The organism is Ruegeria sp. AH7 (assembly GCF_056541325.1).
The window spans coordinates 410,327-434,026 of the sequence record NZ_JBQFYF010000003.1; the positions used below are offsets into that span (position 1 = coordinate 410,327).

At 56.3% G+C, this 23,700-nt stretch carries 25 protein-coding genes; 12 read left to right on the plus strand and 13 right to left on the minus strand.

Features of this window, described 5'->3' with window-relative positions; genetic code table 11:
- Nucleotides 1-79: 79 nt before the first annotated feature.
- Complete coding sequence (gene mutS, locus ACR0JX_RS10260; RefSeq protein ID WP_480543758.1) at nucleotides 80-2,692, plus strand: DNA mismatch repair protein MutS; 2,613 nt, start codon at nucleotides 80-82, stop codon at nucleotides 2,690-2,692.
- A 58-nt stretch (nucleotides 2,693-2,750) separates the two neighbouring features.
- On the opposite strand, the gene ACR0JX_RS10265 is transcribed toward mutS, so the two are convergent.
- Together ACR0JX_RS10265 and hrcA are read right to left on the minus strand one after the other, a co-directional pair.
- Entirely contained in the window at nucleotides 2,751-3,314 is a 564-nt protein-coding gene (locus ACR0JX_RS10265) for a nucleotide exchange factor GrpE (RefSeq protein ID WP_170534249.1), read from the minus strand.
- A gap of 10 nt (nucleotides 3,315-3,324) precedes the next feature.
- Nucleotides 3,325-4,389: a heat-inducible transcriptional repressor HrcA gene (gene hrcA, locus ACR0JX_RS10270; RefSeq protein ID WP_170534251.1), complete on the minus strand. Its 1,065-nt coding sequence runs from the start codon at nucleotides 4,387-4,389 to the stop codon at nucleotides 3,325-3,327.
- Nucleotides 4,390-4,501: 112 nt separating this feature from the next.
- Here hrcA and rph point away from each other — a divergent pair, with 112 nt between their 5' ends.
- From rph to ACR0JX_RS10290, 4 genes are read left to right on the plus strand one after another with little or no spacing between them, the layout of a single operon-like run.
- Nucleotides 4,502-5,215: a ribonuclease PH gene (rph, locus tag ACR0JX_RS10275; protein WP_480543705.1), complete on the plus strand. Its 714-nt coding sequence runs from the start codon at nucleotides 4,502-4,504 to the stop codon at nucleotides 5,213-5,215.
- Complete coding sequence (rdgB, locus tag ACR0JX_RS10280; RefSeq protein ID WP_480543706.1) at nucleotides 5,212-5,826, plus strand: RdgB/HAM1 family non-canonical purine NTP pyrophosphatase; 615 nt, start codon at nucleotides 5,212-5,214, stop codon at nucleotides 5,824-5,826. The genes rph and rdgB overlap by 4 nt, the downstream gene beginning before the upstream one ends.
- Complete coding sequence (hemW, locus tag ACR0JX_RS10285; RefSeq protein WP_480543707.1) at nucleotides 5,816-6,970, plus strand: radical SAM family heme chaperone HemW; 1,155 nt, start codon at nucleotides 5,816-5,818, stop codon at nucleotides 6,968-6,970. Before rdgB ends, hemW begins: the two co-directional genes overlap by 11 nt.
- Before the next feature lie 4 nt (nucleotides 6,971-6,974).
- Nucleotides 6,975-7,328: a YbaN family protein gene (locus ACR0JX_RS10290; protein ID WP_480543708.1), complete on the plus strand. Its 354-nt coding sequence runs from the start codon at nucleotides 6,975-6,977 to the stop codon at nucleotides 7,326-7,328.
- On the opposite strand, the gene ACR0JX_RS10295 is transcribed toward ACR0JX_RS10290, so the two are convergent.
- The 7 genes from ACR0JX_RS10295 to ACR0JX_RS10325 form a co-directional block, all read right to left on the minus strand.
- Nucleotides 7,318-8,214, minus strand: coding sequence for a ParB/RepB/Spo0J family partition protein (locus ACR0JX_RS10295; protein WP_480543709.1), 897 nt, complete (start codon nucleotides 8,212-8,214; stop codon nucleotides 7,318-7,320). The genes ACR0JX_RS10290 and ACR0JX_RS10295 overlap by 11 nt on opposite strands.
- Nucleotides 8,215-8,235: 21 nt before the next feature.
- On the minus strand, nucleotides 8,236-9,039 hold the full coding sequence (locus ACR0JX_RS10300) for a ParA family protein (RefSeq protein WP_353008488.1): 804 nt from the start codon (nucleotides 9,037-9,039) through the stop codon (nucleotides 8,236-8,238).
- Nucleotides 9,032-9,652, minus strand: coding sequence for a 16S rRNA (guanine(527)-N(7))-methyltransferase RsmG (gene rsmG, locus ACR0JX_RS10305; protein WP_480543710.1), 621 nt, complete (start codon nucleotides 9,650-9,652; stop codon nucleotides 9,032-9,034). Before rsmG ends, ACR0JX_RS10300 begins: the two co-directional genes overlap by 8 nt.
- Nucleotides 9,649-11,517, minus strand: a complete 1,869-nt coding sequence (gene mnmG / locus ACR0JX_RS10310; protein WP_480543711.1) for a tRNA uridine-5-carboxymethylaminomethyl(34) synthesis enzyme MnmG — start codon at nucleotides 11,515-11,517, stop codon at nucleotides 9,649-9,651. The genes rsmG and mnmG overlap by 4 nt, the downstream gene beginning before the upstream one ends.
- Before the next feature lie 12 nt (nucleotides 11,518-11,529).
- Nucleotides 11,530-12,816, minus strand: a complete 1,287-nt coding sequence (mnmE, locus tag ACR0JX_RS10315; RefSeq protein WP_480543712.1) for a tRNA uridine-5-carboxymethylaminomethyl(34) synthesis GTPase MnmE — start codon at nucleotides 12,814-12,816, stop codon at nucleotides 11,530-11,532.
- A 30-nt stretch (nucleotides 12,817-12,846) separates the two neighbouring features.
- Nucleotides 12,847-14,118 carry a transcription termination factor Rho gene (gene rho, locus ACR0JX_RS10320; RefSeq protein ID WP_170656900.1) on the minus strand — a complete coding sequence of 424 codons (1,272 nt, stop codon included), beginning with the start codon at nucleotides 14,116-14,118 and terminating at the stop codon, nucleotides 12,847-12,849.
- Nucleotides 14,119-14,240: 122 nt separating this feature from the next.
- Nucleotides 14,241-14,690, minus strand: a complete 450-nt coding sequence (locus tag ACR0JX_RS10325) for a CopD family protein (RefSeq protein WP_480543713.1) — start codon at nucleotides 14,688-14,690, stop codon at nucleotides 14,241-14,243.
- Nucleotides 14,691-15,094: 404 nt separating this feature from the next.
- Between ACR0JX_RS10325 and ACR0JX_RS10330 the strand changes: the two genes are divergently transcribed.
- Genes ACR0JX_RS10330 through dnaQ form a run of 4 tightly spaced genes read left to right on the plus strand, consistent with a single transcriptional unit; the run spans nucleotide 15,095 to nucleotide 17,829 of the window.
- Nucleotides 15,095-15,694, plus strand: a complete 600-nt coding sequence (locus ACR0JX_RS10330; protein WP_480543714.1) for a Maf family protein — start codon at nucleotides 15,095-15,097, stop codon at nucleotides 15,692-15,694.
- The gene (locus ACR0JX_RS10335; protein WP_480543715.1) at nucleotides 15,691-16,524 is read left to right on the plus strand and encodes a shikimate dehydrogenase; all 834 of its coding nucleotides are present in this window, start codon (nucleotides 15,691-15,693) and stop codon (nucleotides 16,522-16,524) included. Before ACR0JX_RS10330 ends, ACR0JX_RS10335 begins: the two co-directional genes overlap by 4 nt.
- The gene (gene coaE, locus ACR0JX_RS10340) at nucleotides 16,521-17,114 is read left to right on the plus strand and encodes a dephospho-CoA kinase (RefSeq protein WP_480543716.1); all 594 of its coding nucleotides are present in this window, start codon (nucleotides 16,521-16,523) and stop codon (nucleotides 17,112-17,114) included. Before ACR0JX_RS10335 ends, coaE begins: the two co-directional genes overlap by 4 nt.
- Nucleotides 17,107-17,829 (plus strand): DNA polymerase III subunit epsilon, encoded by a 723-nt coding sequence (dnaQ, locus tag ACR0JX_RS10345; protein WP_480543717.1) that lies wholly within the window; start codon nucleotides 17,107-17,109, stop codon nucleotides 17,827-17,829. The genes coaE and dnaQ overlap by 8 nt, the downstream gene beginning before the upstream one ends.
- A 24-nt stretch (nucleotides 17,830-17,853) precedes the next feature.
- Here the strand turns inward: dnaQ and secB are convergent, their stop codons facing one another.
- Nucleotides 17,854-18,354, minus strand: a complete 501-nt coding sequence (secB, locus tag ACR0JX_RS10350) for a protein-export chaperone SecB (RefSeq protein WP_170534282.1) — start codon at nucleotides 18,352-18,354, stop codon at nucleotides 17,854-17,856.
- 54 nt (nucleotides 18,355-18,408) lie between these two features.
- On the minus strand, nucleotides 18,409-18,909 hold the full coding sequence (locus ACR0JX_RS10355) for an FxsA family protein (protein WP_480543718.1): 501 nt from the start codon (nucleotides 18,907-18,909) through the stop codon (nucleotides 18,409-18,411).
- Between the two features lie 108 nt (nucleotides 18,910-19,017).
- On the opposite strand from ACR0JX_RS10355, the gene ACR0JX_RS10360 reads away from it, so the two are divergent.
- From ACR0JX_RS10360 to ACR0JX_RS10370, 3 genes are read left to right on the plus strand one after another with little or no spacing between them, the layout of a single operon-like run.
- Nucleotides 19,018-19,677, plus strand: coding sequence for a Tim44/TimA family putative adaptor protein (locus ACR0JX_RS10360; protein ID WP_170534284.1), 660 nt, complete (start codon nucleotides 19,018-19,020; stop codon nucleotides 19,675-19,677).
- Nucleotides 19,674-20,714, plus strand: coding sequence for a murein transglycosylase A (gene mltA, locus ACR0JX_RS10365; protein ID WP_480543719.1), 1,041 nt, complete (start codon nucleotides 19,674-19,676; stop codon nucleotides 20,712-20,714). The genes ACR0JX_RS10360 and mltA overlap by 4 nt, the downstream gene beginning before the upstream one ends.
- Nucleotides 20,714-21,301, plus strand: a complete 588-nt coding sequence (locus ACR0JX_RS10370) for a Smr/MutS family protein (RefSeq protein ID WP_480543720.1) — start codon at nucleotides 20,714-20,716, stop codon at nucleotides 21,299-21,301. Before mltA ends, ACR0JX_RS10370 begins: the two co-directional genes overlap by 1 nt.
- Here ACR0JX_RS10370 and ACR0JX_RS10375 read toward each other — a convergent pair.
- Both ACR0JX_RS10375 and ACR0JX_RS10380 read right to left on the minus strand, forming a co-directional pair.
- Nucleotides 21,298-22,518 (minus strand): MFS transporter, encoded by a 1,221-nt coding sequence (locus ACR0JX_RS10375; protein ID WP_480543721.1) that lies wholly within the window; start codon nucleotides 22,516-22,518, stop codon nucleotides 21,298-21,300. The two genes, ACR0JX_RS10370 and ACR0JX_RS10375, sit on opposite strands and share 4 nt — an antisense overlap.
- Complete coding sequence (locus ACR0JX_RS10380) at nucleotides 22,515-23,618, minus strand: alpha/beta hydrolase (protein WP_480543722.1); 1,104 nt, start codon at nucleotides 23,616-23,618, stop codon at nucleotides 22,515-22,517. Before ACR0JX_RS10380 ends, ACR0JX_RS10375 begins: the two co-directional genes overlap by 4 nt.
- Nucleotides 23,619-23,700 lie beyond the last annotated feature (82 nt).

The window sequence follows — 23,700 nt, forward strand, 5'->3', positions numbered from 1 at the left end:
TTTTACAGAAGATGCGGGGTTTGTAAGGTCGCGTCCGGAACACGCCAGAAGGGGACCACTTTTGTCCACAGTCACGCCAATGATGGCGCAGTATCTTCAGATCAAAGAGGCCCATTCCGATGCGTTGTTGTTCTACCGCATGGGCGATTTCTATGAGATGTTCTTCGAGGACGCCGTCAACGCCGCCGAAGCGCTGGACATCGCCCTGACCAAGCGCGGCAAACACAATGGCGACGACATCCCGATGTGCGGTGTCCCGGTTCATGCAGCCGAAGGCTATTTGCTGACCCTGATCCGCAAAGGGTTCCGCGTGGCCGTCTGCGAACAAATGGAAAGCCCGGCCGAAGCGAAAAAAAGAGGCTCTAAATCGGTGGTAAAACGCGATGTCGTGCGTCTGGTGACGCCCGGCACGCTGACCGAAGACGCCCTTTTGGAAGCCCGCCGCCACAACTTTCTGGCCACTTATACTGAGGTCCGGGATGAGGCCGCACTGGCTTGGGCCGATATCTCGACCGGCGCGTTTCACGTGATGCCTTTGACCTCCGTGCGCCTCAGCCCCGAGCTGGCCCGACTCGCCCCTTCCGAGCTGATCGTTGCCGGCGGGATGGAGCAATCGCTGAACGAAACCGTCCGCGACCTTGGGATTTCGCTGACGCCTGTCGGGCGGGCCAGTTTCGACAGTACCGCAGCGGAAAAACGCATCTGCGGGTTGTTTCATGTGGGCGCGCTGGAGGCGTTCGGGTCCTTTGGCCGGGCGGAGATTTCGGCCATGGGTGCCTTGATCGACTATCTTGAGATCACGCAGAAGGGCAAACTGCCCCTCCTGCAAACACCCTTGAAGGAATCCGAAGACCGCGTGGTACAGATCGATGCCGCAACGCGGCGCAATCTGGAGCTGACCCGGTCTCTGTCGGGCGGTCGCGCCGGATCGTTGTTGTCGGTGGTTGACCGCACAGTCACGCCGGGCGGGGCACGGTTGCTGGAACAGCGCCTCTCAAGCCCGTCTCGCAATTTGGATGTGATCCATGCCCGTCTCGACGCTGTCAGCTTTGCCGCCGAAGACAGCCTGATCGCCTCGGATCTGCGCGAGGCCCTGCGCAAAACCCCCGATCTGGACCGCGCCCTGTCTCGCCTGTCGCTTGAACGTGGCGGGCCTCGCGATCTGGCCGCCATCCGCAACGGCCTGACCCAAGCCGCCGCAATTGCCGACATCTGCGAAGGGCAGGATCTGCCGGTCCTGCTAGCAACCGCCTTGCAAAACCTCGTTGGTTTTGACGACCTTCTGAACCTGCTGGATGAGGCTTTGGTGGCTGAACCACCCCTGCTGGCCCGCGACGGAGGTTTCATCGCCCCCGGCTTTGACCCCGAACTGGACGAAGCGCGCACCCTGCGCGACGAAGGCCGATCAGTCATCGCCGGGTTTCAGCAGAAATATGCGGAACACACGGGCATTACCTCGCTGAAGATCAAGCATAACAACGTGTTGGGCTATTTCATCGAAACCACGGCTACGCATGCCGAGAAGATGCTAAACCTGCCGTTCTCCGAGACCTATATCCATCGCCAAACCACCGCCAATCAGGTGCGGTTCACGACCGTCGAACTCTCGGAAATCGAAACCCGTATCTTGAATGCTGGAATCTTGGCGCTTGAGATCGAAAAGCGGCTCTATAAAAGACTTTCTGACGAGATTCTGGCCCTCGCCGCCCGTATCAACCAGGCCGCCCGAGGGCTGGCCGAACTCGACCTGACCACAGCCCTTGCCGATCTTGCGCGTGGTGATAACTGGTGCCGCCCACAGGTCGACACTTCGCGCGCCTTTGAGGTTCAGGGCGGACGCCACCCGGTGGTCGAACACGCGCTGCGCCAGCAAAGCGGCGACGCCTTCGTCGCCAATGACTGCGACCTCAGCGCCGAAGACGGGGCTGCCATCTGGTTGCTGACCGGTCCCAACATGGCCGGTAAATCAACCTTCCTCCGCCAGAACGCCCTGATCGCCCTACTGGCCCAAATGGGCAGCTACGTCCCAGCGGAACAAGCACATATCGGCCTTGTCAGCCAGCTTTTCAGCCGCGTCGGAGCGTCAGACGATCTGGCCCGAGGCCGCTCGACCTTTATGGTCGAGATGGTCGAAACCGCTGCTATTCTGAATCAGGCCGATGATCGCGCCCTGGTCATTCTGGATGAAATCGGCCGCGGGACCGCCACCTATGACGGCCTGTCCATCGCTTGGGCCACGCTAGAACACCTGCATGCCGCCAACCAATGCCGCGCCTTGTTTGCCACGCATTACCACGAACTCACTGCGCTTGCCGGAAAGCTCAAGGGAGTCGACAACGCCACCGTCACCGTGAAGGAATGGGAAGGTGAGGTCATCTTCCTGCACGAGGTTCACAAGGGCGCCGCCGACCGGTCCTATGGTGTACAGGTCGCCCAACTGGCGGGTCTGCCTGCCTCAGTTGTTGAACGTGCCCGCATCGTATTGGATCAACTGGAAAAAACAGAGCGTGAGGGCGGTAAACAAAAATCCCTGATCGACGACCTTCCGCTCTTCTCTGCCGCTCCACCACCGCCGCCTGCACCGAGAGCCTCACCGGTCGCGGACATGCTGAACGACATCCTGCCCGACGAGCTGACCCCTCGCGAAGCACTCGACCTGATCTACAAGCTGAAAGAGGCGGCCAAATCCTGACCGCCCCTTCTTCTGTTCAAAAATACCTTCGCCGGAGGCTTGGCCTCGCAGAGGCCAATCAGCTCGCAGGTGTCGACGACACGCCAACCTGCGCCGGGCGCAGCAAGCGGTCGTGCAACATGAACCCTTCAGCCGAAACCTGAATGATGTCCCCCGCGCGTGTTCCCGGTACTGGCGCTTCAAACATCGCCTCATGCACATTAGGATCGAACCGATCACCAACTTCAGGCGTGATCACCTCAATCCCATGCTTCTGAAAAACATCTTTCAGCGCCCGCATGGTCAGTTCAACACCTTCCAACAGGGGGCCAGCAACCTCTTTCTGCTCATCGGTCGCGGCCTCAAGCGCGCGCTTCATGTTGTCGTAAACCGGCAGCATGTCGCGGGCCAGCTTTGATCCGCCATACTGTTCTGCGTCTCGACGCGCTTTGTCGCCACGCTTGCGCGCATTCTCTGCATCCGCCAACGCGCGCATGAACTTGTCTTTGTAATCGTCCCGCTCGGCGCGCAGCGCGTCGACTTCCAACGCCTCTTCGCTGATATCCATTAGTTCCTCAGCCAGCTCTTCCGCTTCGGCCGTTGCGATATCGTCCAGAAAATCTTCGTTCTTGGGCTCTGCCATCTCTTACCCTCTAGCTCCGGTCGGATATCAGCTTGCCGACCAGTTGCGCCGTATAATCCACGATCGGCACGATCCGTCCATAGTTCAGACGTGTGGGCCCGATGACCCCAACCGCACCAATTATCTTACGATCAGCGTTCATATATGGAGACACCACCAAAGAGGAACCCGAAAGTGAGAAAAGTTTGTTCTCAGAGCCAATAAAAATGCGCACACCTTCGCCTTCTTCGGCCAATTCAAGGAATTCCGCGATGTCGCGCTTGCGCTCCAGATCGTCAAACAAGGACCGAATACGCTCTAGCTCTTCTTCCTGACCAGATTCACCCAACAGATTCGCCCGCCCGCGCACGATCAAACGGGCCGAGTCAGTCCCGTCACCATCCCAGGCCGCTATTCCGCTTTCGACCATCGCGCGGGCCAGAACGTCAATTTCTTGCCTGCGCGCATCGATCTGGCTTTGCATCTGCCGTCGTACTTCGCTGAGCGTACGTCCCTCAATCAGCGCATTCAGGAAATTCGCCGCCTCCCGCATTGAGCTTGGCGTCTGTCCTGGCGGCGGCGTGAAAAGCCGGTTTTCCACGTGACCATCGGCAAAAACCAGAACCACCAGCGCGCGATCATGAGCAAGTGAGACAAACTCGATATGCTTGATCTCGGATTCATGTTTGGGCGTCAAAACCAGTGACGCTCCATGTGTCACGTGTGACAATGCAGAGCCCACACGATCCAGCATCCCGCCGACATCGCCAGCGTTAGAGCCTAAAGTCTCATCCAGTTTCTGACGGTCATCCGCGCCCAGATCACCCACTTCCAGCAGCCCGTCCACAAACATCCGCAGCCCTTGCTGCGTTGGAATGCGTCCCGCGCTGACGTGGGGACTGTCCAACAGGCCCAGAAACTCCAGATCCTGCATCACATTCCGCACGGTCGCCGCGCTGACTTTTTCCGAAAGGGTGCGTGTCAGGGTGCGACTGCCTACTGGCTCACCGCTGTCCAGATAGCTTTCGACGATCAGCCGGAAGACCTCACGCGACCGGTCGTTCATCTCACTCAGAATTTTGCTCGCTTCGCTCATCCGCGCACCCTTGCTGGACAGCCATTAAATAGCAGGCACAAGAAAGGTCAATCGGGGTTGCATCGTAACGCTGCACGGCGGTATCCCCAATCCAGCAAACAAAGGAATTCCCATGCGACCCTCAGGACGTAATCTAGACGAAATGCGCGCTGTTTCCATTGAAACAGGTTTCACCAAACATGCCGAAGGGTCCTGCCTGATCAAGATGGGTGACACCCATGTGCTGTGCACCGCCACGATCGAGGATCGCGTGCCGCCCTTTATTAAAGGCTCGGGCCTGGGTTGGGTCACTGCCGAATACGGCATGCTGCCCCGCGCGACGAATACGCGGATGCGACGCGAGGCGGCATCGGGCAAGCAAGGCGGGCGTACTGTTGAAATTCAACGCCTGATTGGCCGCGCTCTGCGCGCCGGCGTGGATCGTGTTGCCCTGGGCGAGCGCCAGATCACCGTTGATTGCGACGTGATTCAGGCCGATGGCGGCACCCGCTGCGCCTCGATCACCGGTGGTTGGGTTGCGCTGCGTCTGGCGGTGAACAAGCTGATGAAGGCGGGCGATGTGATCAGCGATCCGCTGGTCGATCCCGTCGCTGCCGTGTCTTGTGGTATCTATGCAGGCCAACCTGTACTGGATCTGGATTATCCGGAAGACAGCGAGGCGGGCGTTGATGGTAACTTTATCATGACTGGATCCGGCAAACTGATCGAAGTGCAGATGAGTGCAGAAGGGTCTGTCTTCAGTCGCACCCAGATGGACCAACTGATGGATCTGGCCGAAAAAGGCGTGGCTGAACTGTCCGCAACTCAGAAAGCCGCTACCGCATGACCCGTAAGTTCGACGGGGACAGGCTATTGGTCGCAACCCACAACAAGGGCAAGCTCGAGGAGATGGCACATCTGCTTGAGCCCTTTGGCGTGACCGTGGTTGGTGCGGCTGAGATGGAGTTACCTGAGCCGGAAGAGACCGAAGACACTTTTGTCGGCAACGCTCGGATCAAGGCCCATGCCGCCGCAAAAGCTACCGGTCTGCCTGCCCTGTCGGACGATTCCGGGATCACCATCGATGCGCTGAACGGAGCGCCCGGAGTCTATACCGCCGATTGGGCTGAAACCAGCAATGGCCGCGATTTCCTGATGGCGATGACCCGCGCGCATAGCGAGCTGGAAGCCAAAAACGCCGCGCATCCCCGCCTGGCTCAGTTCCGTTGCACGCTGGTTCTGGCCTGGCCCGACGGGCATGATGAAGTGTTCGAAGGCGTCGCCCCCGGCCATCTGACCTGGCCAATCCGTGGCAAGGACGGGTTTGGGTATGACCCAATGTTTGTCCCTGAAGGCCACGACATTACTTTTGCGGAAATGGATCGCTGGGAAAAGAATAAGATCAGCCACCGCGGCCGCGCGGTGGAAATGTTCGTGAAAGGCTGCTTTGGCGGATGATTGGCGCAACGGGGGCTTTGGCCTGTATGTGCATTGGCCCTTTTGCGAGGCCAAATGCCCCTATTGCGACTTCAACAGTCATGTTTCCCGTGAAATCGATCAAAAACAGTGGCTTGAGAGCTATCTTAGCGAGCTAAAGCGTTCAGCCGCCGAAACGCCTGATCGGGTGCTGAACACAATCTTCTTCGGTGGCGGCACGCCCTCACTGATGGCCCCTGACACCGTCGACGCCGTGATCGACGAAGCCCGCACTCTCTGGCGCCCTGCCAACGACATGGAGATCACGCTCGAAGCCAACCCAGGCTCTGTTGAGGCGGGCCGGTTTGCAGCTTATGGCGACGCTGGGGTGAATCGGATATCCATGGGAGTTCAGGCACTGAACGACGAAGATTTGCGCCGATTGGGCCGCATTCACACAGTCGCCGAGGCACGCGCCGCGTTCGATATCGCTCGCACTTGCTTTGACCGCGTCAGTTTTGACCTTATCTATGCCCGGCAACATCAAACCTTGGGCGCTTGGAAAGCCGAACTGACCGAGGCACTGTCGATGGCTGTTGACCACATGTCTCTGTATCAGCTGACGATCGAAGACGGCACTGCCTTTGGCGACCGATACGCTGTCGGCAAGCTGCGGGGCCTACCCGAAGATGACAGCGCCGCGGATATGTATCTTACCACTCAGGAGATTTGCGACGCATATGGCCTGCCCGCCTACGAAGTATCAAACCACGCAAAACCTGGCGCCGAGTCGCAACACAACCTGATCTATTGGCGATATGGCGACTATGTCGGGATTGGTCCTGGCGCACATGGCAGGATCACCGTTTCCGGGCAGAAACTAGCGACCGAAACTTATCTGTCGCCAAACGGATGGCTGATCGCGGCACAAAACGGGTCAGGAGAGAAAAGCCGCACCGCCTTACCCCTGCAAGATCAAGCAAATGAATACCTTATGATGGGTCTTCGTGTTTCAGAAGGACTAGATATAGATCGATATAGTGCGTTAGCCGGAAAGCCGCTGGAGCAATCCAAACTGGATCACTTGACGCAGATCGGCATGATCTCACAACACGGAAACCGTGTGTCAGCAACCAAAGACGGGCGCGCCGTTCTAAATGCGGTCATCCGAGAGCTATTGAGCTAGGTACATGCGGTATGTTTGGGCCACATTCGGATTACTCTGCGTTGCACTGGCCATGATCGGCGTTGTTCTTCCTCTATTACCCACGGTTCCGTTTCTTCTGCTGGCGGCATTTTTCTTTGCCAAATCCTCATCCCGCCTCCACAACTGGCTTCTGACGCATCGGCTGTTCGGGCCGATGATCGAAGATTGGCAGCGCTCCGGCGCTATTCGTCCAGCTGCAAAAAAAGCGGCAACTGTTTCAGTCGCCGCCGTCTTTGGCATTTCTTTAATTCTATCCGTCCTACCCTATGTCCTGATCATTCAAGCCATCGTCCTGAGCGCTGTGCTGACCTTTATCTGGACGCGCCCTAACGGCTAAGTTTCGCGCAGAGATCGTCGAGCTGATCCAGGTTTTCATAGGTCAGAACGACTTGACCGCTTTCAGTGCCCGGCTTGTGGTTGATCACCACTTTCATTGCCAGAATGGCCGAAAGATCCTTTTCCAGCGCGCGCGTATCCGCATCCTTACCTGCATTCAAGTTGCGGGACTGAGGCGCTGTCCGGGGAGCATCCCCTTGCTGTTGCTTTTTCACCAGCGCCTCGGTCGCCCGAACCGACAAGCCATCTTTGACAACAAGTTTTGCCAATTCAGACGCATTTTCTGCCATAATAAGCGCCCGCGCGTGGCCAGCTGACAGCTTGCCTTCGATCACCAGTGCCTGAACATCCATTGGCAAAGACAAAAGGCGCAACAGGTTTGCGATATGGCTGCGGCTTTTGCCTAAAGCCTCGGCCATTTTTTCCTGCGTATGACCAAATCGGTCCATCAACTGCTTATATCCAGCAGCCTCTTCAACCGCATTCAGATCAGCGCGTTGGATATTTTCGATAATCGCTACTTCCAGCACTTCGGTATCATCAAAATCACGAATTATGACTGGAATATCATGTAGTTGCGCCATTTGCGCCGCACGCCAGCGGCGTTCGCCCGCAACAATCTCATATGCCCCGTCTCCAATCGACCGCACAATCAAAGGCTGGATGATGCCCTTTTCTTTGACAGAGGCCGCAAGCTCGTTCAGCTGTTCGGGCAAAAATGTGCGGCGCGGCTGATCGGGGTTGGCCTTCAGCTTTTCAATCGGAACGGTCATGTCCGGGCGGCGCGGCTCTGACGGCGGGCGCCCATCTCCGTCCTGTGTCACATCCGCCATCAACGCAGATAGACCGCGCCCAAGGCCTCTTGATTTTGTTTTCTTGGCGCTCACGTCGCCCTCCTGACTTGTCGCTTATGCGGCGACTTTGTTGTTCTTGTGCATGACTTCGCGCGCCAGGTGCCGATAGGCCATCGCCCCAAGCGACCCCGAGTCATACTGCAGAACCGGCAACGCAAAAGATGGTGCCTCACTGACCCGCACATTTCTTGGTATCTTGGTCTTAAAAACCATCTCACCCAGATTGTCACGCGCGTCTTTTTCGACTTGGCGGGACAAGTTGTTGCGGTTGTCATACATGGTCAACACAACACCTTCGATTCTAAGGTCCGGATTCGCGGTCTGTCGAACCTCTCTGATCGTCAGCATAAGCTGCGAGAGGCCTTCCAATGCAAAAAATTCACTTTGCAGTGGAACCAATACCGAATGTGCAGCAACCATTGCGTTTACGGTCAGCAAATTCAGCGAAGGCGGACAATCAATCAGAACAAAATCCAGATCAAATTCATCGATTGACGTCTGTCTTAGGGCGTCGTGCAACAAATAGCTGCGTTTTTCATTTGAAATCAGCTCGATATCAGCCGAGCTTAGGTCCACCGTGGCCGGTATGACGAACAAACCGCCGATCTCGGTTTCCTGAACAACTGCCTCAAGCGGTGCATCGTCAAGAATTAGATCGTAAGTCGTCCAATCCCGGTCTTCAACGCCCAGCCCTGTCGATGCATTCCCCTGCGGATCAAGATCAACGACCAAAACTCGGCATCCAGCCTCGGCGAGCCCAGCCGCAAGGTTTATTGCCGTCGTGGTCTTTCCAACGCCACCCTTCTGATTGGCAACCGCGATTATCCGGGGCCCGGAAGGACGAGACAGATCAACCACGTGATACTCCTTTGATCTTAAGGATAACGGCCTGAGGTTCAGTTAAACTTGTAATCGGCTCCGCGTCGAATTTCCATTCCTCGCGCGCCTCGTCCATCTCTTTTTTCCAATTTGCGCCTTTCGGCAACAAGGCTAGGCCGGATTCGCTTAAGTGCCTGTCACAAAATGACAAAAGCGTCTTGAGATCAGCCAAGGCCCGAGCCGATAGGATATCCACGCCCAGCGGGTCAACTGCCTCGATCCGCTTTGAGATCACCTCACAATGAACACCGCATTCTCGCGCCACATTGCGCAGAAAGGCCGATTTGCGCTGATCGCTTTCGACAAACTGAAAACGCGCCTGTGATGCCTCGTCCGCGGCCATAATAGCGCAGACCATTCCTGGAAACCCGCCCCCGCTTCCAAGATCGACCCATGTTCGAAAGGACTTCGCGCAACGGAACACTTGCACTGAGTCCAGGACGTGCCGGTTCCAGATATCCTCCAGGCTCTTGCGGGAAACCAAATTGATCTTGGGGTTCCAACGCTTGACCAGCTCGACATAAGTTGTGAGGCGATCGAGTGTTTCACGTGAAACATCTAGTGCGTTGAACTCCGGAAATTCAGACGTCATGCCTGCCGCAGCCTCTCGTCACGACGAAGCCTTGCCAGCACAAGTGTCAGCGCCGCTGGTGTCACACCTTCAACCCGGCTGGCTTGTGCGATGTTGGCTGGGCGCGCGGCAGATAACTTCTGCTTCATCTCTGCAGACAGTCCATCGAGCGTACTATAGTCAAAACTCTGCGGGATTACGTAAGCTTCATCACGCTTCATCGCCTCCACATCACGCTGCTGCCGAGCTATGTAGTTGGCGTAGAGCGCGTCCCGCGAGATTTGCCGGCGAATTTCCGGTGCGGTATCATGCAGATCGGGGATTAAGGGGACTATGTCTTCAAAAGACACATCTGGAAACGCCAGAATCGCAAGGCCGTCACGGCGGTTTCCATCCTGATTTACGTTGATGCCGGCGGCTTTGATCTCTTTCGGAGTGTAGGTGCGATCAGTAAGTATCGCTTTTGCACTCTCCAGCTTCGCCATCTTACTTTCAAAAAGCGTGCGCCTGTTTTCACCAACGCAGCCGAGCTGCACCCCGACCGGTGTCAAGCGTTGATCCGCGTTATCCGCCCTCAGTGACAATCTGAACTCAGCCCTTGAGGTGAACATACGATAAGGTTCAGCAACACCCCGGGTCGTTAGATCATCGATCATAACCCCAATGTAGCTATCCGCTCGAGTGAAATGCACAGGTTCTTGCCCCTGCACCTCTAGCGCGGCATTCAGGCCAGTGACCATACCTTGGGCTGCCGCTTCCTCATATCCTGTGGTTCCATTTATCTGACCCGCAAGATATAGGCCTGGCACTGAAGCAAGCGACAGCGAGGCAGTCAGGATTCTGGGGTCCACATAGTCATATTCAATTGCATACCCAGGTTGCAGAATTTCGGCCTGCTCAAGCCCTTTGATGGACCTAACATAATCCTGCTGAACATCCTGCGGCAATGAGGTCGAGATGCCATTGGGATAGATGGTGTGATCATTTACACCTTCAGGCTCTAAGAAAATCTGGTGTGAGGCTTTGTCAGCAAACCGAACAATTTTATCCTCAATGGATGGGCAGTATCTTGGACCAACACCATCGATATGCCCTCCATACATTGCCGACTTGCTGAGATTATTCTCAATAATCTCATGTGTGTGGGCATTCGTATGGGTGATGCCGCATGAGATTTGGGGCGCGACTACAGATGCCGATAAGAACGAGAACAACGTTGGTTCATCATCTCCATCTTGCCTTTCCAAATCCGACCAATCGATCGTCCGTCCATCAAGCCTGGGTGGTGTGCCAGTTTTCAGCCTGCCAATGGGCAGCTCGTAGCTGTCCAATCTCTGAGCCAGCTTCGTAGATGGTCGATCTCCCATACGACCACCCGGTCGCGATACATCGCCGATATGAATCACGCCACGCAAAAAAGTGCCCGACGTTAGAATTACCGCGCGTGCTGAAACCCCCGATCCGTCACCAAGGATTACGCCTGCAACGCGGTCCCCCTCCATTTTGAAATCGACAACCTCCCCAACCAGAACGGTTAAATTCTCTTGCTGATCCGTTTCCGCTTGCATCGCTGCGCGATACAATGCTCGGTCAGCTTGCGTTCTCGGTCCTTGAACGGCTGGGCCTTTGCGGCGGTTAAGCAGTCGAAACTGAATACCTGCGCGATCTGCAACGCGACCCATGACCCCATCCAGCGCATCTATCTCTCGCACCAGATGACCTTTACCCAGGCCGCCAATCGCAGGGTTACAGGACATCACACCGATATCGGTTGCTGACAGAGTCACGAGCGCGGTCGACGCACCCATTCGTGCAGCCGCATGGGCAGCTTCCGTTCCCGCGTGCCCCGCGCCGATAACGACGACATCAAAACCTGAATGTTTCACGTGAAACACTCCTTATTTCCCAAGGCAGAAACTTGAGAAGATTTCATCCAATAGATCTTCGACACCTATTCTGCCCACCAAAGATTCAAGCGCCCGGATTGCAGTACGCATTTCCTCTGCTGCGATATCATACAGGTCTGGACCTGATTCCAGAACCGACATTGCGCTGTCCAAAGCACGCTTTGCAGCAATCAGCGCAACCCTGTGCCGCTCCCGTGTAGCTATACCCTGGCTAGTGGTACGACCATTCAACACACGCGATATGTTGTTAATCAACAGATCAATTCCCTGGCCGGTTTTCCCGGAAACCCCATCTTCGATATCTGGTCGAAGATCTGATTTCGGTCGAACCAGGATGTCCCCCGCTTGAATTGGTACGCCAAGTTCCAAGGGATCGTCGGAAAGAAAAACGCGCAGATCAGCAGTTTCTGCGCGTTTGCGCGCCCGTTCGATGCCAAGGTTTTCAACATGGTCTTCGGTTTCTCGCAAACCAGCGGTGTCCAACAGCGTTACAGGCAACCCCGAGAGGTCCATGCGTACCTCAATCACGTCCCGCGTGGTTCCCGCATATTCCGAAGTGATAGCAGCCTCGCGCCCCGCAAGCGCGTTTAGCAGGGTTGATTTACCTGCATTCGGCAGCCCAATGATCGCCACTTCAAACCCGGTTCGAATGCGTTCAGCAATCTGAACACCATCAGCCTCGCGCTGAATGTCATCAGCAACACCAGAAATCAGCTGTCGAACTTCGGGCGTAACATCTGTTGGAACCTCCTCATCCGCGAAGTCAATCACAGCTTCCAACAACGAAGCTGCTCGGATCAGGTCGCGCCGCCAACGTTCGGCAAGCTGCCCCAACTCCCCTGCTAGTATGGTTTGAGCTTGCTGTCGCTGTGCTTCGGTTTCAGCGTCGATCAGATCGGCAAGGCCTTCGACCTGTGTCAGGTCCAATTTACCATTTTCCAACGCCCGACGGGTGAATTCTCCGGGGTCGGCCAAACGCACGCCATCCACATCAGACAGGTATCGTATCACAGCGTCCACGGTAGCTGTACTGCCGTGAATTTGCAGTTCAGCAACGTCTTCGCCGGTAAAACTGGATGGCGCCTGGAAAGTCAGGACCAACCCATCGTCCAACCGAGAGCCGCAAGGATCACGCAAGGTGCGAAAGGCCATACCTCGCGGTGACAGGGCACCGCCCGACATCCCGGCCGCAGCGTGATGTGCTTCAGGACCCGAGAGGCGGATGACCGCCACCCCAGCTTTGCCCTGCGCACTGGCCAAGGCGAATATCGTATCCATTCGAAGGCCTCGCGTCAGTTAAGACCTGTGTCAAGTGTTCATCGAATCGAAGAACTCGCCGTTTGTCTTGGTCTGTTTCAACTTCGACAACAGGAATTCGATTGCGTCGGTCGTGCCCATCGGGTTGAGGATGCGACGCAGAACAAAGGTCTTGGCCAGATCGCCCTTGTCGACCAGTAGGTCTTCTTTCCGGGTACCGGACTTGAGAATATCGATCGCCGGGAACACGCGCTTGTCTGCAATTTTGCGGTCCAGAACGATTTCCGAGTTACCGGTTCCTTTGAATTCTTCAAAGATGACCTCGTCCATCCGGCTGCCGGTATCGATCAATGCAGTCGCGATGATGGTCAGCGAGCCACCCTCTTCAATGTTCCGCGCAGCACCAAAGAACCGCTTGGGCCGTTGCAGAGCATTCGCATCCACACCACCGGTCAGAACTTTACCCGAGGATGGGACCACAGTGTTAAACGCCCTACCAAGTCTTGTGATTGAGTCGAGAAGAATAACAACATCTCGTTTATGTTCGACCAAACGCTTGGCTTTTTCAATGACCATCTCCGACACGGCCACGTGGCGCGTTGCAGGTTCGTCAAAGGTCGAGGACACAACCTCACCCTTCACCGAACGCTGCATGTCCGTCACCTCTTCCGGGCGCTCGTCGATCAGCAGGACGATCAGGTAACATTCCGGGTGGTTCTGTTCGATCGAGTGTGCGATGTTTTGCAAGATCACCGTCTTACCGGTCCGCGGCGGCGCCACAATCAGCGAGCGCTGACCTTTACCGATGGGCGAGACCAGGTCGATCACACGGGCCGACTTATCCTTGATGGTCGGATCCTCGATCTCCATCTTCAGACGCTCATCTGGGTAGAGCGGCGTCAGGTTGTCGAACAGGATCTTGTGCTTGGCCTTCTCAGGATCTTCAAAGTTGATCTTGGTGACCTTGGTCAGCGCAAAGTAACGCTCATTATCATCGGGCGCCTTAATCTCACCTTCGACAGTGTCGCCGGTCCGCAGCGAATGCAGACGGATCATATCGGGCGAGACATAGATGTCATCAGGACCCGGCAGATAGTTCGCCTCGGGCGAGCGGAGGAAGCCGAAGCCGTCTTGCAGGACTTCCAGCACGCCGTCACCGCCAACGGTCCAGCCCTCATCCGCGCGTTCGCGCAGGATCTGGAACATCATTTCGCCTTTACGCATGGTCGAGGCGTTTTCGATCTCCAGCTCTTCGGCCATCGCCAGAAGGTCTTTGGGGCTTTTGGCTTTCAGATCGGCCAGATTCAGGGATTCAGTTGTCATGATACATACCTTCACCGCTGATAGTGCGGCACGAAGTGGAATTTCAGTACGGAAAATACGCCGCCCGGACGGGCGTGTTGCGGTGTAGATAAGCGCTTAGTTGGAAAGAGTCAAACAGGCCGTCAGAACTTCAAAACAACCGACAGGACGATGATCACCATCAAAACGGTCGGAACCTCATTCATCATGCGATACTGACGCCCTGTGAGCGTGTTTCGGCCTGCAACAAAGTCCTTTCGGCGCGCCATGAGCCAATGATGAAACCAAGTCATCCCGATCACAGCCGCCCCTTTGGTCCAAGGCCAGACAAAATCCCAACTGACGATGCCTGGTGTGAACAGCATGATCATCCCACAGGCCCAAGCCACGATACTGGCCGGTCCCATGATCACCCGAAGTAGCTTTTCTTCCATTTCAAAGAAAATTTCTTTTGCACCATCGACCGATTGTGCCTTTTCGACGTGATAAACAAACAGGCGTGGTAAATAGAACAAGCCGGCCATCCATGAGATCACGGCCATAATATGGAGCGCCTTCACCCACGGGTAGATCGTGAAAAGAAGATCAGTCATTCTGGCTCCGAACGTTGTTCGACCCTTTCCCTAATAAAAAAAGAAGAAAGAAGAAAGGATGATGGTTTTGTAGTGTAGGTAATTTTCGTGGATTACTTTTTTGCCCTTCAGTTTTCCCCAGGTGGACAATTTTACCGAAGCTTAGATGATTATTGTGAATTTCATAAATATCATATATATATCAATTACTTATAACTTTATCATTCTTAGAAAGCTGGGGATAACTGACGGAATATCTATGGGGGATAGAGTTATCCTGTGATCCAGACTTATCCTTGTCCCGGCTGGACAGTGTTTGAGCGACTCAGGGAAGTTTTGCGGGGTTTTCCCGGGCTTGCGTGTCAATCTGAAAACCATACAAAGCGTTCAAGACCGCTCATTGATTTGCACACGGGGTTTTCCACATGTCTGTCCCCATCATCCTGGCCTCGGGCTCAACCATTCGTGCACAGCTGCTGAAAAATGCAGGTGTGCCTTTTAGTGTTCAAGTGGCGCGTGTGGACGAGGATACCATGAAACGTGCGCTTTTGGCTGAGGATGCCGCGCCGCGTGATATCGCTGATGCGCTCGCGGAAATGAAAGCGCGTAAGATCAGTGATAAATCTCCTGGCGCGATGGTGCTGGGGTGTGATCAGGTGTTGGATTTTGAGGGGCAACTGCTATCGAAACCGGACACGCCCGAAGACGCGTTTTCGCAACTCAAGGCAATGCGGGGCAAGCGGCATATGCTGTTGTCTGCAGCGGTGATTTATCAGGATGGAGAGCCGATCTGGCGGCATGTGGGTCAGGTCCGTCTGCGGATGCGGATGAGCTCAGATGCCTATCTGCGCGACTATGTTGACCGGAACTGGGATAGCATTCGCCACGCGGTTGGGGCCTATAAACTGGAAGAAGAAGGTGTACGCCTGTTTGCGACCATTGACGGCGACTACTTTAACGTTTTGGGTATGCCCCTGTTGGAGCTGCTCAATTACCTGGCTGTCAAAGGGGTGATCGATCAATGACGGACTATCGTGTTCCCCTGGCCGGGGTGATTGGGCATCCGATCGGGCATTCGCGGTCGCCCAAACTGCACGGGCATTGGTTAAAAACCTATGGCTTGCCCGGACACTATATTCCAATGGATGTGGTCCCAGCGGATCTTGAGGCTGTGTTGCGAACACTGCCCAAGGCCGGGTTTGTCGGCGCGAACGTGACCGTGCCCCATAAAGAAGCCGCTTTGCGGATTGCTGATCATGTCTCTGACCGGGCAACGGTGATCGGGGCTGCGAATACATTGGTGTTCCGCGAAGATGGTTCAATTCATGCCGACAACACCGACGGCTTCGGGTTTATGGAAAACCTTCGCAACGGCGCGCCGGATTGGAACGCCAAGGATGGCCCGGCGGTTGTGTTCGGCGCAGGCGGCGCGGCACGGGCAGTGTTACAAGCGTTGGCGGATGCGGGGGTGCCCGAGATTCTGCTGACCAACCGCACCCGTGCGCGGGCGGACCACCTGAAAGAAGAATTCGGTCAGCGCATTACCGTGGTCGATTGGGTTCAGGCCGGAAATGTCGTTGAAAATGCAGAACTTGTGGTGAACACAACGTCTCTGGGCATGCAGGGCCAACCGGAACTGCGGGTGCCATTGGATGGGTTGCAGCCTGGTGCGGTGGTGACTGATCTGGTTTACGCGCCGCTGAAAACCAACCTTCTGAAAATGGCGGAAGAGGCCGGGTGCACCACGGTCGATGGGTTGGGCATGTTGCTGCATCAAGCGGTTCCTGGGTTCGAGCGCTGGTTCGGCGTTCGCCCAGAGGTCGACGCCGACACCCGCGCGGCGGCCCTGGCATGAGTTTTGCGCTTGGCCTGACCGGCTCGATTGGTATGGGCAAAAGCACCACGGCTCAGATGTTTGTCGACGAAGGCTGCGCGCTGTGGGATGCGGACGCGGCTGTGCACCGGCTTTATGCGCCGGGTGGTGCGGCGGTTGCCCCGATGGGTACGGCCTATCCTGACGCCATCATTGACGGAGCGGTCAGCCGGGAGGCGTTGAAACAGATTATTTCACAGGACGGGTCTGCGTTGAGAGCCATTGAGGCCATTGTCCACCCTCTGGTCGCGGCAGACCGTGCCACATTCCGCGAAAACGCAACAGCGGATATTCTGGTCTTTGACATTCCCCTGCTATTCGAAACCGGCGGCAATGAAGCCATGGACGCGGTAGCCTGTGTTTCTATTCCACCCGAAGAACAAAAGCGCCGGGTCATGTCGCGAGGCACGATGACCGAGGCGCAGTTCGAACAGATCCGCGCCAAACAAATGCCAAATGACGAGAAATGCGCGCGGTCGGATTATGTGATCGTGACCGACACTCTGGACCACGCTCGCGCACAGGTGCAAGATGTGGTCAGGCAGATACGGGCGGGGACGGCAGATGCGTGAGATTGTACTTGATACCGAAACCACTGGGTTCGATCCCGAAAGCGGGGATCGGATCGTGGAAATCGGCGCGGTTGAATTGTGGAACCATGTCGCCACGGGTGAGACCTATCATGTCTATATCAACCCCGAACGGTCCATGCCGGAAGAGGCGTTTGGTGTGCATGGGATTGGCCCCGACCTGCTGGAAACTCCGCGCCCGGCTGAAAAGGGTGAAGTTACATTGAAAGACAAGCCGGTTTTCGCCAAGGTCGGTCAGGGGTTTCGCGATTTTGTCGGCGACGCAAAGCTGGTGATCCACAACGCCTCATTCGACATGAAGTTCCTGAACGCAGAACTAAAATGGATGGGTATGGCCCCGCTGCCGATGGATCAAGCAATTGATACGTTGGCCATCGCGCGGAAACGCTTTCCCGGCTCGCCTGCGTCTTTGGATGCGCTATGCCGTCGGTTCAACATCGATAATTCGAACCGGGTGCTGCACGGGGCCTTGCTCGACTCGGAGATCTTGGCCGAGGTCTATCTGGAACTGATCGGCGGCCGTCAGCCAGATTTCGGCCTGTCCACCTCTGCTGCCTCGGGTCCAGGTGGAGCAGATGATTGGCGGCCAAGCCCACGCGCAACACCGCTGCCCTCTCGGATCACCGATGAGGAACGCGCAGCGCATGAGGTATTTGTCGAGAAATTGGGCGACAGCGCCCTGTGGACCCGCGCCTGATCCATTCAGGCACGGGTCAGAACCTTAGGCGTCGGTCTTTTCCGCCTGAGCTGCCTGACGGCGCATCAACTCGTTGCGATACAGCGCGACGAAATCGATATTGTCCAAGTTAACCGGTGGGAAACCACCGTCACGGGTTACATCGCTGACGATGCGGCGCAGGAACGGGAACAGCATCCGGGGGCATTCGATCATCAGGAACGGGTGCATCTGATCTTCTGGCACACCTTCCACATGGAATAGGCCACAATAGTCAAGCTCGCATAGGAACAGGACATCATCCATGCCTTTGGCTTTGGAGGTCAGGTTCAATTTGATCGACACTTCGAACTGATGCTCGTTCGGGCGTTTCTTGGCATCCAGGTTAACCTGAACCTGAATTTCGGGCTGTACGTCACCCGACACGCCTTTTTGCGCCATCACGTTTTCAAAGGACATATCGCGGATGAACTGTCCCAGAACGCGCATTTGCACCTGAGGGGCAGTTTGTGCCGCAGTGTTTTCTGCAGCGTTTTCTTCGGCCATGGATCTACTCCAAAAATGAAATTCGCCACTGCTTATCAACTTGGGCGCGGCACCTCAATGCTCGTGGGGGCCTTCGACCCATTTCGATGGTTTTGACGGGTCTTTCCGAGGGCGCACCTCGGTAAATTCTCCGTCAATCACATCGCCCTGATCGAAAGGGCGACGCTGGGTATGAAAACCCGCTCCTGACCCCATCTGGAATTGGGTGACTTTGACTTTGGACTTTAGGTAGCGGAACACCGCGACCCGGACACCCGGGATAAGCAGTGCAAATCCAATAGCATCGGTGAAAAAGCCGGGCGTCAGAAGCAGCGCGCCTGACAGCAAGATCATCGCGCCATGGGCCAGCGGTTCGGTCGGGTCATCCAGTTTGGCAAAGGATTGCTGCAACTGTCCCAGCGCCATGCGACCTTGTGTCCGCACCAAAACAGTGCCCAAAACCGCTGTAAAAACCACAATTCCCAGCGTTGGCCACAGGCCAATCAGACCACCCACTTGAATAAACAGAGCGATTTCGATGATCGGCACCAACAAAAATGCCAAGAACAGGTACATTTGCGCTATCCTTTCCATATGGCCCGGCTGTGGACTTGCCTCGCACTGTCACCTACATAGTGGCAAGAGGCCGCGTACACAAAGTCTTGGCTCTGAGAAGAGGATGAAATGAACGAACCCATGATCCAGTTGCTGGTCCTGGCCGGAATTGCCGTTTTCCTGATCCTGCGCTTAAAAAGCGTATTGGGTTCGCGTGAGGGTTTTGAAAAGCCACCTGTCCCGCATCAGCCCGATACAGGCTCGTCGCGCCGTGATTTTGAGGTGATCGAGGGCGGACCCGATCATGACATCACCGACCATGTTCCCGAAGACAGCGATCAGGCGCAAACTCTGGCCGCGATGAAGCGGATTGAGCCCAGCTTTTCCGTCAGCGAGTTTGTTCAGGGCGCACGCGGTGCCTATGAGATGATCGTGATGGGCTTTGAAAAGGGCAACCTGGATGAAATCCAACCCTTCCTGTCGGAAGAGGTGTTTGACACGTTTGTTTCGGTTGTTGCCGACCGCGAAGACAAGGGCCTGACGATCGAGGCGGAATTCATCGGCGTGCGTGAAACCACCCTGACGGATGTGAAATTCGACAAGGACACCAACGAGGCCGAGATCACCATGAAGTTCGTGGGTGAGTTGACTTCGGTCGTGCGGGATCGTGGTGGTGACATCATCGAAGGCAATCCGAACACCGTTAAACGCCAAAAGGACAGCTGGACCTTTGCCCGCGTGATGGGCAAGGACGATCCGAACTGGCTGCTTGTTGCCACGGACGCATGATTGCAACGCTCCGGTCGCTTTTTCTGGTGGGTGCAATGACCACCGCCAGCGCCACCGGAGCAGAGGTGACGCGATCCATTCTGTCATTTGATGACTTGCAGGGCTGGGCCGAGGATGATCACGGCGCGGCCCTTTCCGTTTTTCTGAACACCTGCGGTGATCTGGGACATCCGGATTGGCGCTCGCTTTGCGGTGTTGCGCGCAGCTATGATGCGGATGCCGCACGCGCCTTCTTCGAGCTGTTCTTTCGCCCGGTTCTGGTTGAGGATGGCGAGGACGCGTTGTTCACCGGGTATTTCGAGCCTGAACTCGATGGTTCGAGGGTCCGCACCGAACGCTTCAAATATCCGATCTACAAAATGCCGCCCGAAGCCCGAAGTGATGGGCCATGGTTGAGCCGTCGGGAAATCCTGACCAGTGATGTGATGCAAGGCCGTGGCCTGGAAATTGCTTGGGTTGATGATCCGGTCGAACTTTTCTTTCTGCAGATTCAGGGCTCGGGCCGGGTAAAGCTGCCCGATGGTGGCGCATTGCGCGTTGGCTATGGTGGTGCCAATGGGCACCCTTATCGGTCGATAGGCGTTGAACTGATCCGGCGCGGGATTCTGGGATCGCACGAAGTCAGCGCCCAGATGATCCGCGCTTGGGTGCGCAAGAACCCACAGGCTGGGGCCGAGCTGCTGTTTCACAACCCTTCCTATGTGTTCTTCCGCGAAGTGAGCCGCGTTGCGCCCGAATTGGGGCCGTTGGGCGCCATGAACCGGTCTGTGACCACCATGCGCAGTATTGCCGCCGATCCGGTGTATACACCGCTGGGTGCACCGGTCTGGGTCGAGAAAGATGGTGCAAACCCTCTGCGCCGATTGATGATTGCACAGGATACCGGATCTGCCATCAAAGGTGCGCAGCGGGCTGATATCTTTTTTGGAACTGGTGACGAGGCCGGACAAGCTGCGGGTAGGTTGAAAGATCCGGGCCGGATGATCCTGTTGTTACCCATTCAACGTGCTTACGCCCTGTTGCCGGATGAATTCTGATGACCCGGCGCAAACTGACAAGTGACGAGATCGAGCTTTGGCGCAAGGTCACTAAACAGGCTGAACGGTTGCATCCCGAGATGCCTCAGACCGTGCGCCCGACAACCCTGCCCAAGCCGACACCCAAGAAGCTGCCGAAACCTCGGCTCGAAACTTTTGAACTGGGCCAGACCCATCAAGGCAGACCTTCCGGAAACAGTTTGAAGCCGTCGATAACGGAAACGTTGCGCGCTGCGCCAGTTCAGATGGACAACAAGGCGTTCGGTCGGATGAAGCGCGGCAAGCTGAAGCCCGAGGGCAAGCTGGACCTGCATGGGATGCGGATTGAAACAGCACATCCGGCACTGGTGCGCTTTGTTCTGACGGCGCAGGCACAAGGCAAGCGGCTGGTGCTGGTGATTACCGGCAAGGGTAAGGATCGGGACGAACCCGGCCCTATCCCGACCCCGCGCGGCGTGCTGCGCAATCAGGTGCCGCACTGGTTGTCCATCCCGCCGCTGGCGCAGGCGGTGATGCAGGTGACCCCGGCCCATATCAGCCATGGTGGAGACGGGGCTTACTACGTCTACCTAAGACGCACACGTTAGAAATCAGTTCTCGCGCGCCGGATACCCAAACCGATTAATGCACAAACCAGCAGGAAAAACGCTGCGATCCACAAGAATTGCAGGCTGAGCGGGACACCAATGTCGATCAAAACACCGGTCAAAACCGGACCGATGGCAGAGCCCAGCACCATCAGTGCTGTCGCCAAGGCTTTGATCGCCCCGATATGCCGGGTGCCGTAGAACTCGGCCCAAAACGCGCTGGGCAATGTGTTATGGGCCCCGCCGGTGATGCCCATGAAGATCAGGCCAATCAAAGCAATACCAATGGTGTCTGCGAAGGCCATGACGCCAAAGCCCATCGCCATTGGTATCTGATAGAATGGCATGATCCGGGCGGTGCCCCATTTGTCCAATGCCCATCCCGCCGCAAACATTGAGAAGATCGAAACGACGGTAAAGATCGGGAACAAGGCCACCAATTGGATATGAGCCCAGTCTTTGACCTCGGCCAAATGGACCTGATGGAAGAAAAAGGCCGTGATGAACGCCGAGGGCCCCAGAATAGCTGGCGCCATGCACCAAAACAGCGGATGCAAAAGCGCCTCACGGCGGGTCCAGTGACGGCCCTGCATTCCCGTTGACGCATATTCATCCGCAAGGCTTTGGGGTGTTCGCTCCTGACGCAGTAGACGGATCAGAACCGGAATACCCAGCAGGATCAGACCTGCCACCAAAACCCAAAGCCAGCGCCAATCCACAAAAGCCATTGCAGCAACAAAGCTGAGGGGCAGCAGAGCCTCACCGATGGAATAGCCCAGCGAGGCGATTGACAGGGCCTTGCCACGTGATGCGGTAAACCAGCGTGCCATGGCGACTTGTGCCAGATGTGTGCTCATCCCCTGCCCGAACAGCCGCAGCAGAAAGATGACCACCGGCAAAAGCGCGACCCAAGTGTTCCAAGCCAGCGCAAGTGCTGCTAGGGCAAGCCCCGCAAGGACAACAGGCCCCAGAACGCGGACGCGGAACACATCTGTCAGGCCACCGGCCCAGATCATCACCCCTGCTGCCACCAAGGTGCCCAGTGAGTAAAGCCCGCCCCAGGCCCCATGGCTCAGCCCATAGGCTGCGCGGATTTCCCCAGCAAAGACCGAGATGAAGAATGTCTGCCCAAAGCTGGACAGGAAGGTCAACAGGACACCAGCGCCAAGCCAGGTTGCATTGTCATGAAGGAATTGACGCAGGTTGAACCGCGTCACGGCGTTGTCACCTCTGCCTGTCCGGTTTCGGTCAGCACAATTTCGGTTGCGCCATCGGGGTTGCGTTGATCTTCAGGCACCAGAGTGTTGATGCCCCGACTGCGCCCGTCATCTGGTCCGAACGTGCCGCTGACGCGCCGGACCGAGCCGAGAATCGCCAAAAGCGCTGGCGAAGTGGCTGCCACGAAATGCGAGGATTGCGCATCACTGTTGAACGCAGTTGTGTCGATCACGTTGATCGGAAATTCCTCTAGTGCATCGATCGAACTGATGTTCCCCAAACGCTCACCTTCTGCAGTCCCGCGCAGACGGGCCGAGATATTGAGTATCTTGTCCTTCTGCGACACCATCACGATGAACGGGTCGGGCGGGTTTGCAATCCGGGTCATCTGAGATCGAAAGAGATCAACATCCAGATCGGGTGAGATCAGAACAACACCCTCCAGATTTCTTTTGGCCCAGCCAGGTTCTTTCAACTCGGCCTGTCGCATCATCTCCATCGACAGCGCGCCGCCCATGGAATGCGCGACCAGAACAACGCGTTTCACGCCCATGGATTTCAAACTGCGAACCGTTTGTTCCAGCCCATCGCGCGCGAACAGCATGCTGTCCAGATCATAGGCATAGCCAAAACCCGTTGCGCGGCTGGGCCATGAATAAACCAGGATCGAGCCGGGTATTCCGATATCATTCGACAGCTGCGCCGCCCGGAACAGGGTTTCGGTCTGGGTCGAATTGTAGCCATGGACGAAAATCGTCACGTCATCCTGACCCTGCAGATTTTCTTTTAACCCGTTCGGGCCATCCAATTCAGTCACATTGGCCAGCACAAACTCTTTCTTCGGGTTTGCATTGGCGTATGAAAACTTAAGCGTCCCGGGTGTATGGGTCGGGGGGATTGAAACAGTGGTTTCAAGAAAGCGAAGGCTGTCGCCGCGCCGGAACCCATAGGATCCATCCGGTTCTTTTGCGCGCGAGGTGCTGGCGAACACCGTCTTGGGTGTACCAATAGACAGTGCCGAGGGCACTGTTTCTGTGACGGTTCTGTCGACACAGGCCCCAACCGAGAAAATCAGAAACAGAATGACCACATAGCGCAATGCACAAGACCTTCGGAAATGCTTTGCGCTAAGCTATCGATTTCTGCCCTCGCGTCCAGTGACACGGGGAATCTGCGGCGGC

Excerpts from the sequence above, each read along its gene's own strand:
- mutS (WP_480543758.1), top strand. The coding sequence starts at position 80 with ATGATGGCGCAGTATCTTCAGATCAAAGAGGCCCATTCCGATGCGTTG.
- ACR0JX_RS10265 (WP_170534249.1), bottom strand. The coding sequence starts at position 3,314 with ATGGCAGAGCCCAAGAACGAAGATTTTCTGGACGATATCGCAACGGCC.
- hrcA (WP_170534251.1), bottom strand. The coding sequence starts at position 4,389 with ATGAGCGAAGCGAGCAAAATTCTGAGTGAGATGAACGACCGGTCGCGT.
- rph (WP_480543705.1), top strand. The coding sequence starts at position 4,502 with ATGCGACCCTCAGGACGTAATCTAGACGAAATGCGCGCTGTTTCCATT.
- rdgB (WP_480543706.1), top strand. The coding sequence starts at position 5,212 with ATGACCCGTAAGTTCGACGGGGACAGGCTATTGGTCGCAACCCACAAC.
- ACR0JX_RS10290 (WP_480543708.1), top strand. The coding sequence starts at position 6,975 with ATGCGGTATGTTTGGGCCACATTCGGATTACTCTGCGTTGCACTGGCC.
- rsmG (WP_480543710.1), bottom strand. The coding sequence starts at position 9,652 with ATGACGTCTGAATTTCCGGAGTTCAACGCACTAGATGTTTCACGTGAA.
- mnmE (WP_480543712.1), bottom strand. The coding sequence starts at position 12,816 with ATGGATACGATATTCGCCTTGGCCAGTGCGCAGGGCAAAGCTGGGGTG.
- rho (WP_170656900.1), bottom strand. The coding sequence starts at position 14,118 with ATGACAACTGAATCCCTGAATCTGGCCGATCTGAAAGCCAAAAGCCCC.
- ACR0JX_RS10325 (WP_480543713.1), bottom strand. The coding sequence starts at position 14,690 with ATGACTGATCTTCTTTTCACGATCTACCCGTGGGTGAAGGCGCTCCAT.
- ACR0JX_RS10330 (WP_480543714.1), top strand. The coding sequence starts at position 15,095 with ATGTCTGTCCCCATCATCCTGGCCTCGGGCTCAACCATTCGTGCACAG.
- ACR0JX_RS10335 (WP_480543715.1), top strand. The coding sequence starts at position 15,691 with ATGACGGACTATCGTGTTCCCCTGGCCGGGGTGATTGGGCATCCGATC.
- coaE (WP_480543716.1), top strand. The coding sequence starts at position 16,521 with ATGAGTTTTGCGCTTGGCCTGACCGGCTCGATTGGTATGGGCAAAAGC.
- dnaQ (WP_480543717.1), top strand. The coding sequence starts at position 17,107 with ATGCGTGAGATTGTACTTGATACCGAAACCACTGGGTTCGATCCCGAA.
- secB (WP_170534282.1), bottom strand. The coding sequence starts at position 18,354 with ATGGCCGAAGAAAACGCTGCAGAAAACACTGCGGCACAAACTGCCCCT.
- ACR0JX_RS10355 (WP_480543718.1), bottom strand. The coding sequence starts at position 18,909 with ATGTACCTGTTCTTGGCATTTTTGTTGGTGCCGATCATCGAAATCGCT.
- ACR0JX_RS10360 (WP_170534284.1), top strand. The coding sequence starts at position 19,018 with ATGAACGAACCCATGATCCAGTTGCTGGTCCTGGCCGGAATTGCCGTT.
- mltA (WP_480543719.1), top strand. The coding sequence starts at position 19,674 with ATGATTGCAACGCTCCGGTCGCTTTTTCTGGTGGGTGCAATGACCACC.
- ACR0JX_RS10370 (WP_480543720.1), top strand. The coding sequence starts at position 20,714 with ATGACCCGGCGCAAACTGACAAGTGACGAGATCGAGCTTTGGCGCAAG.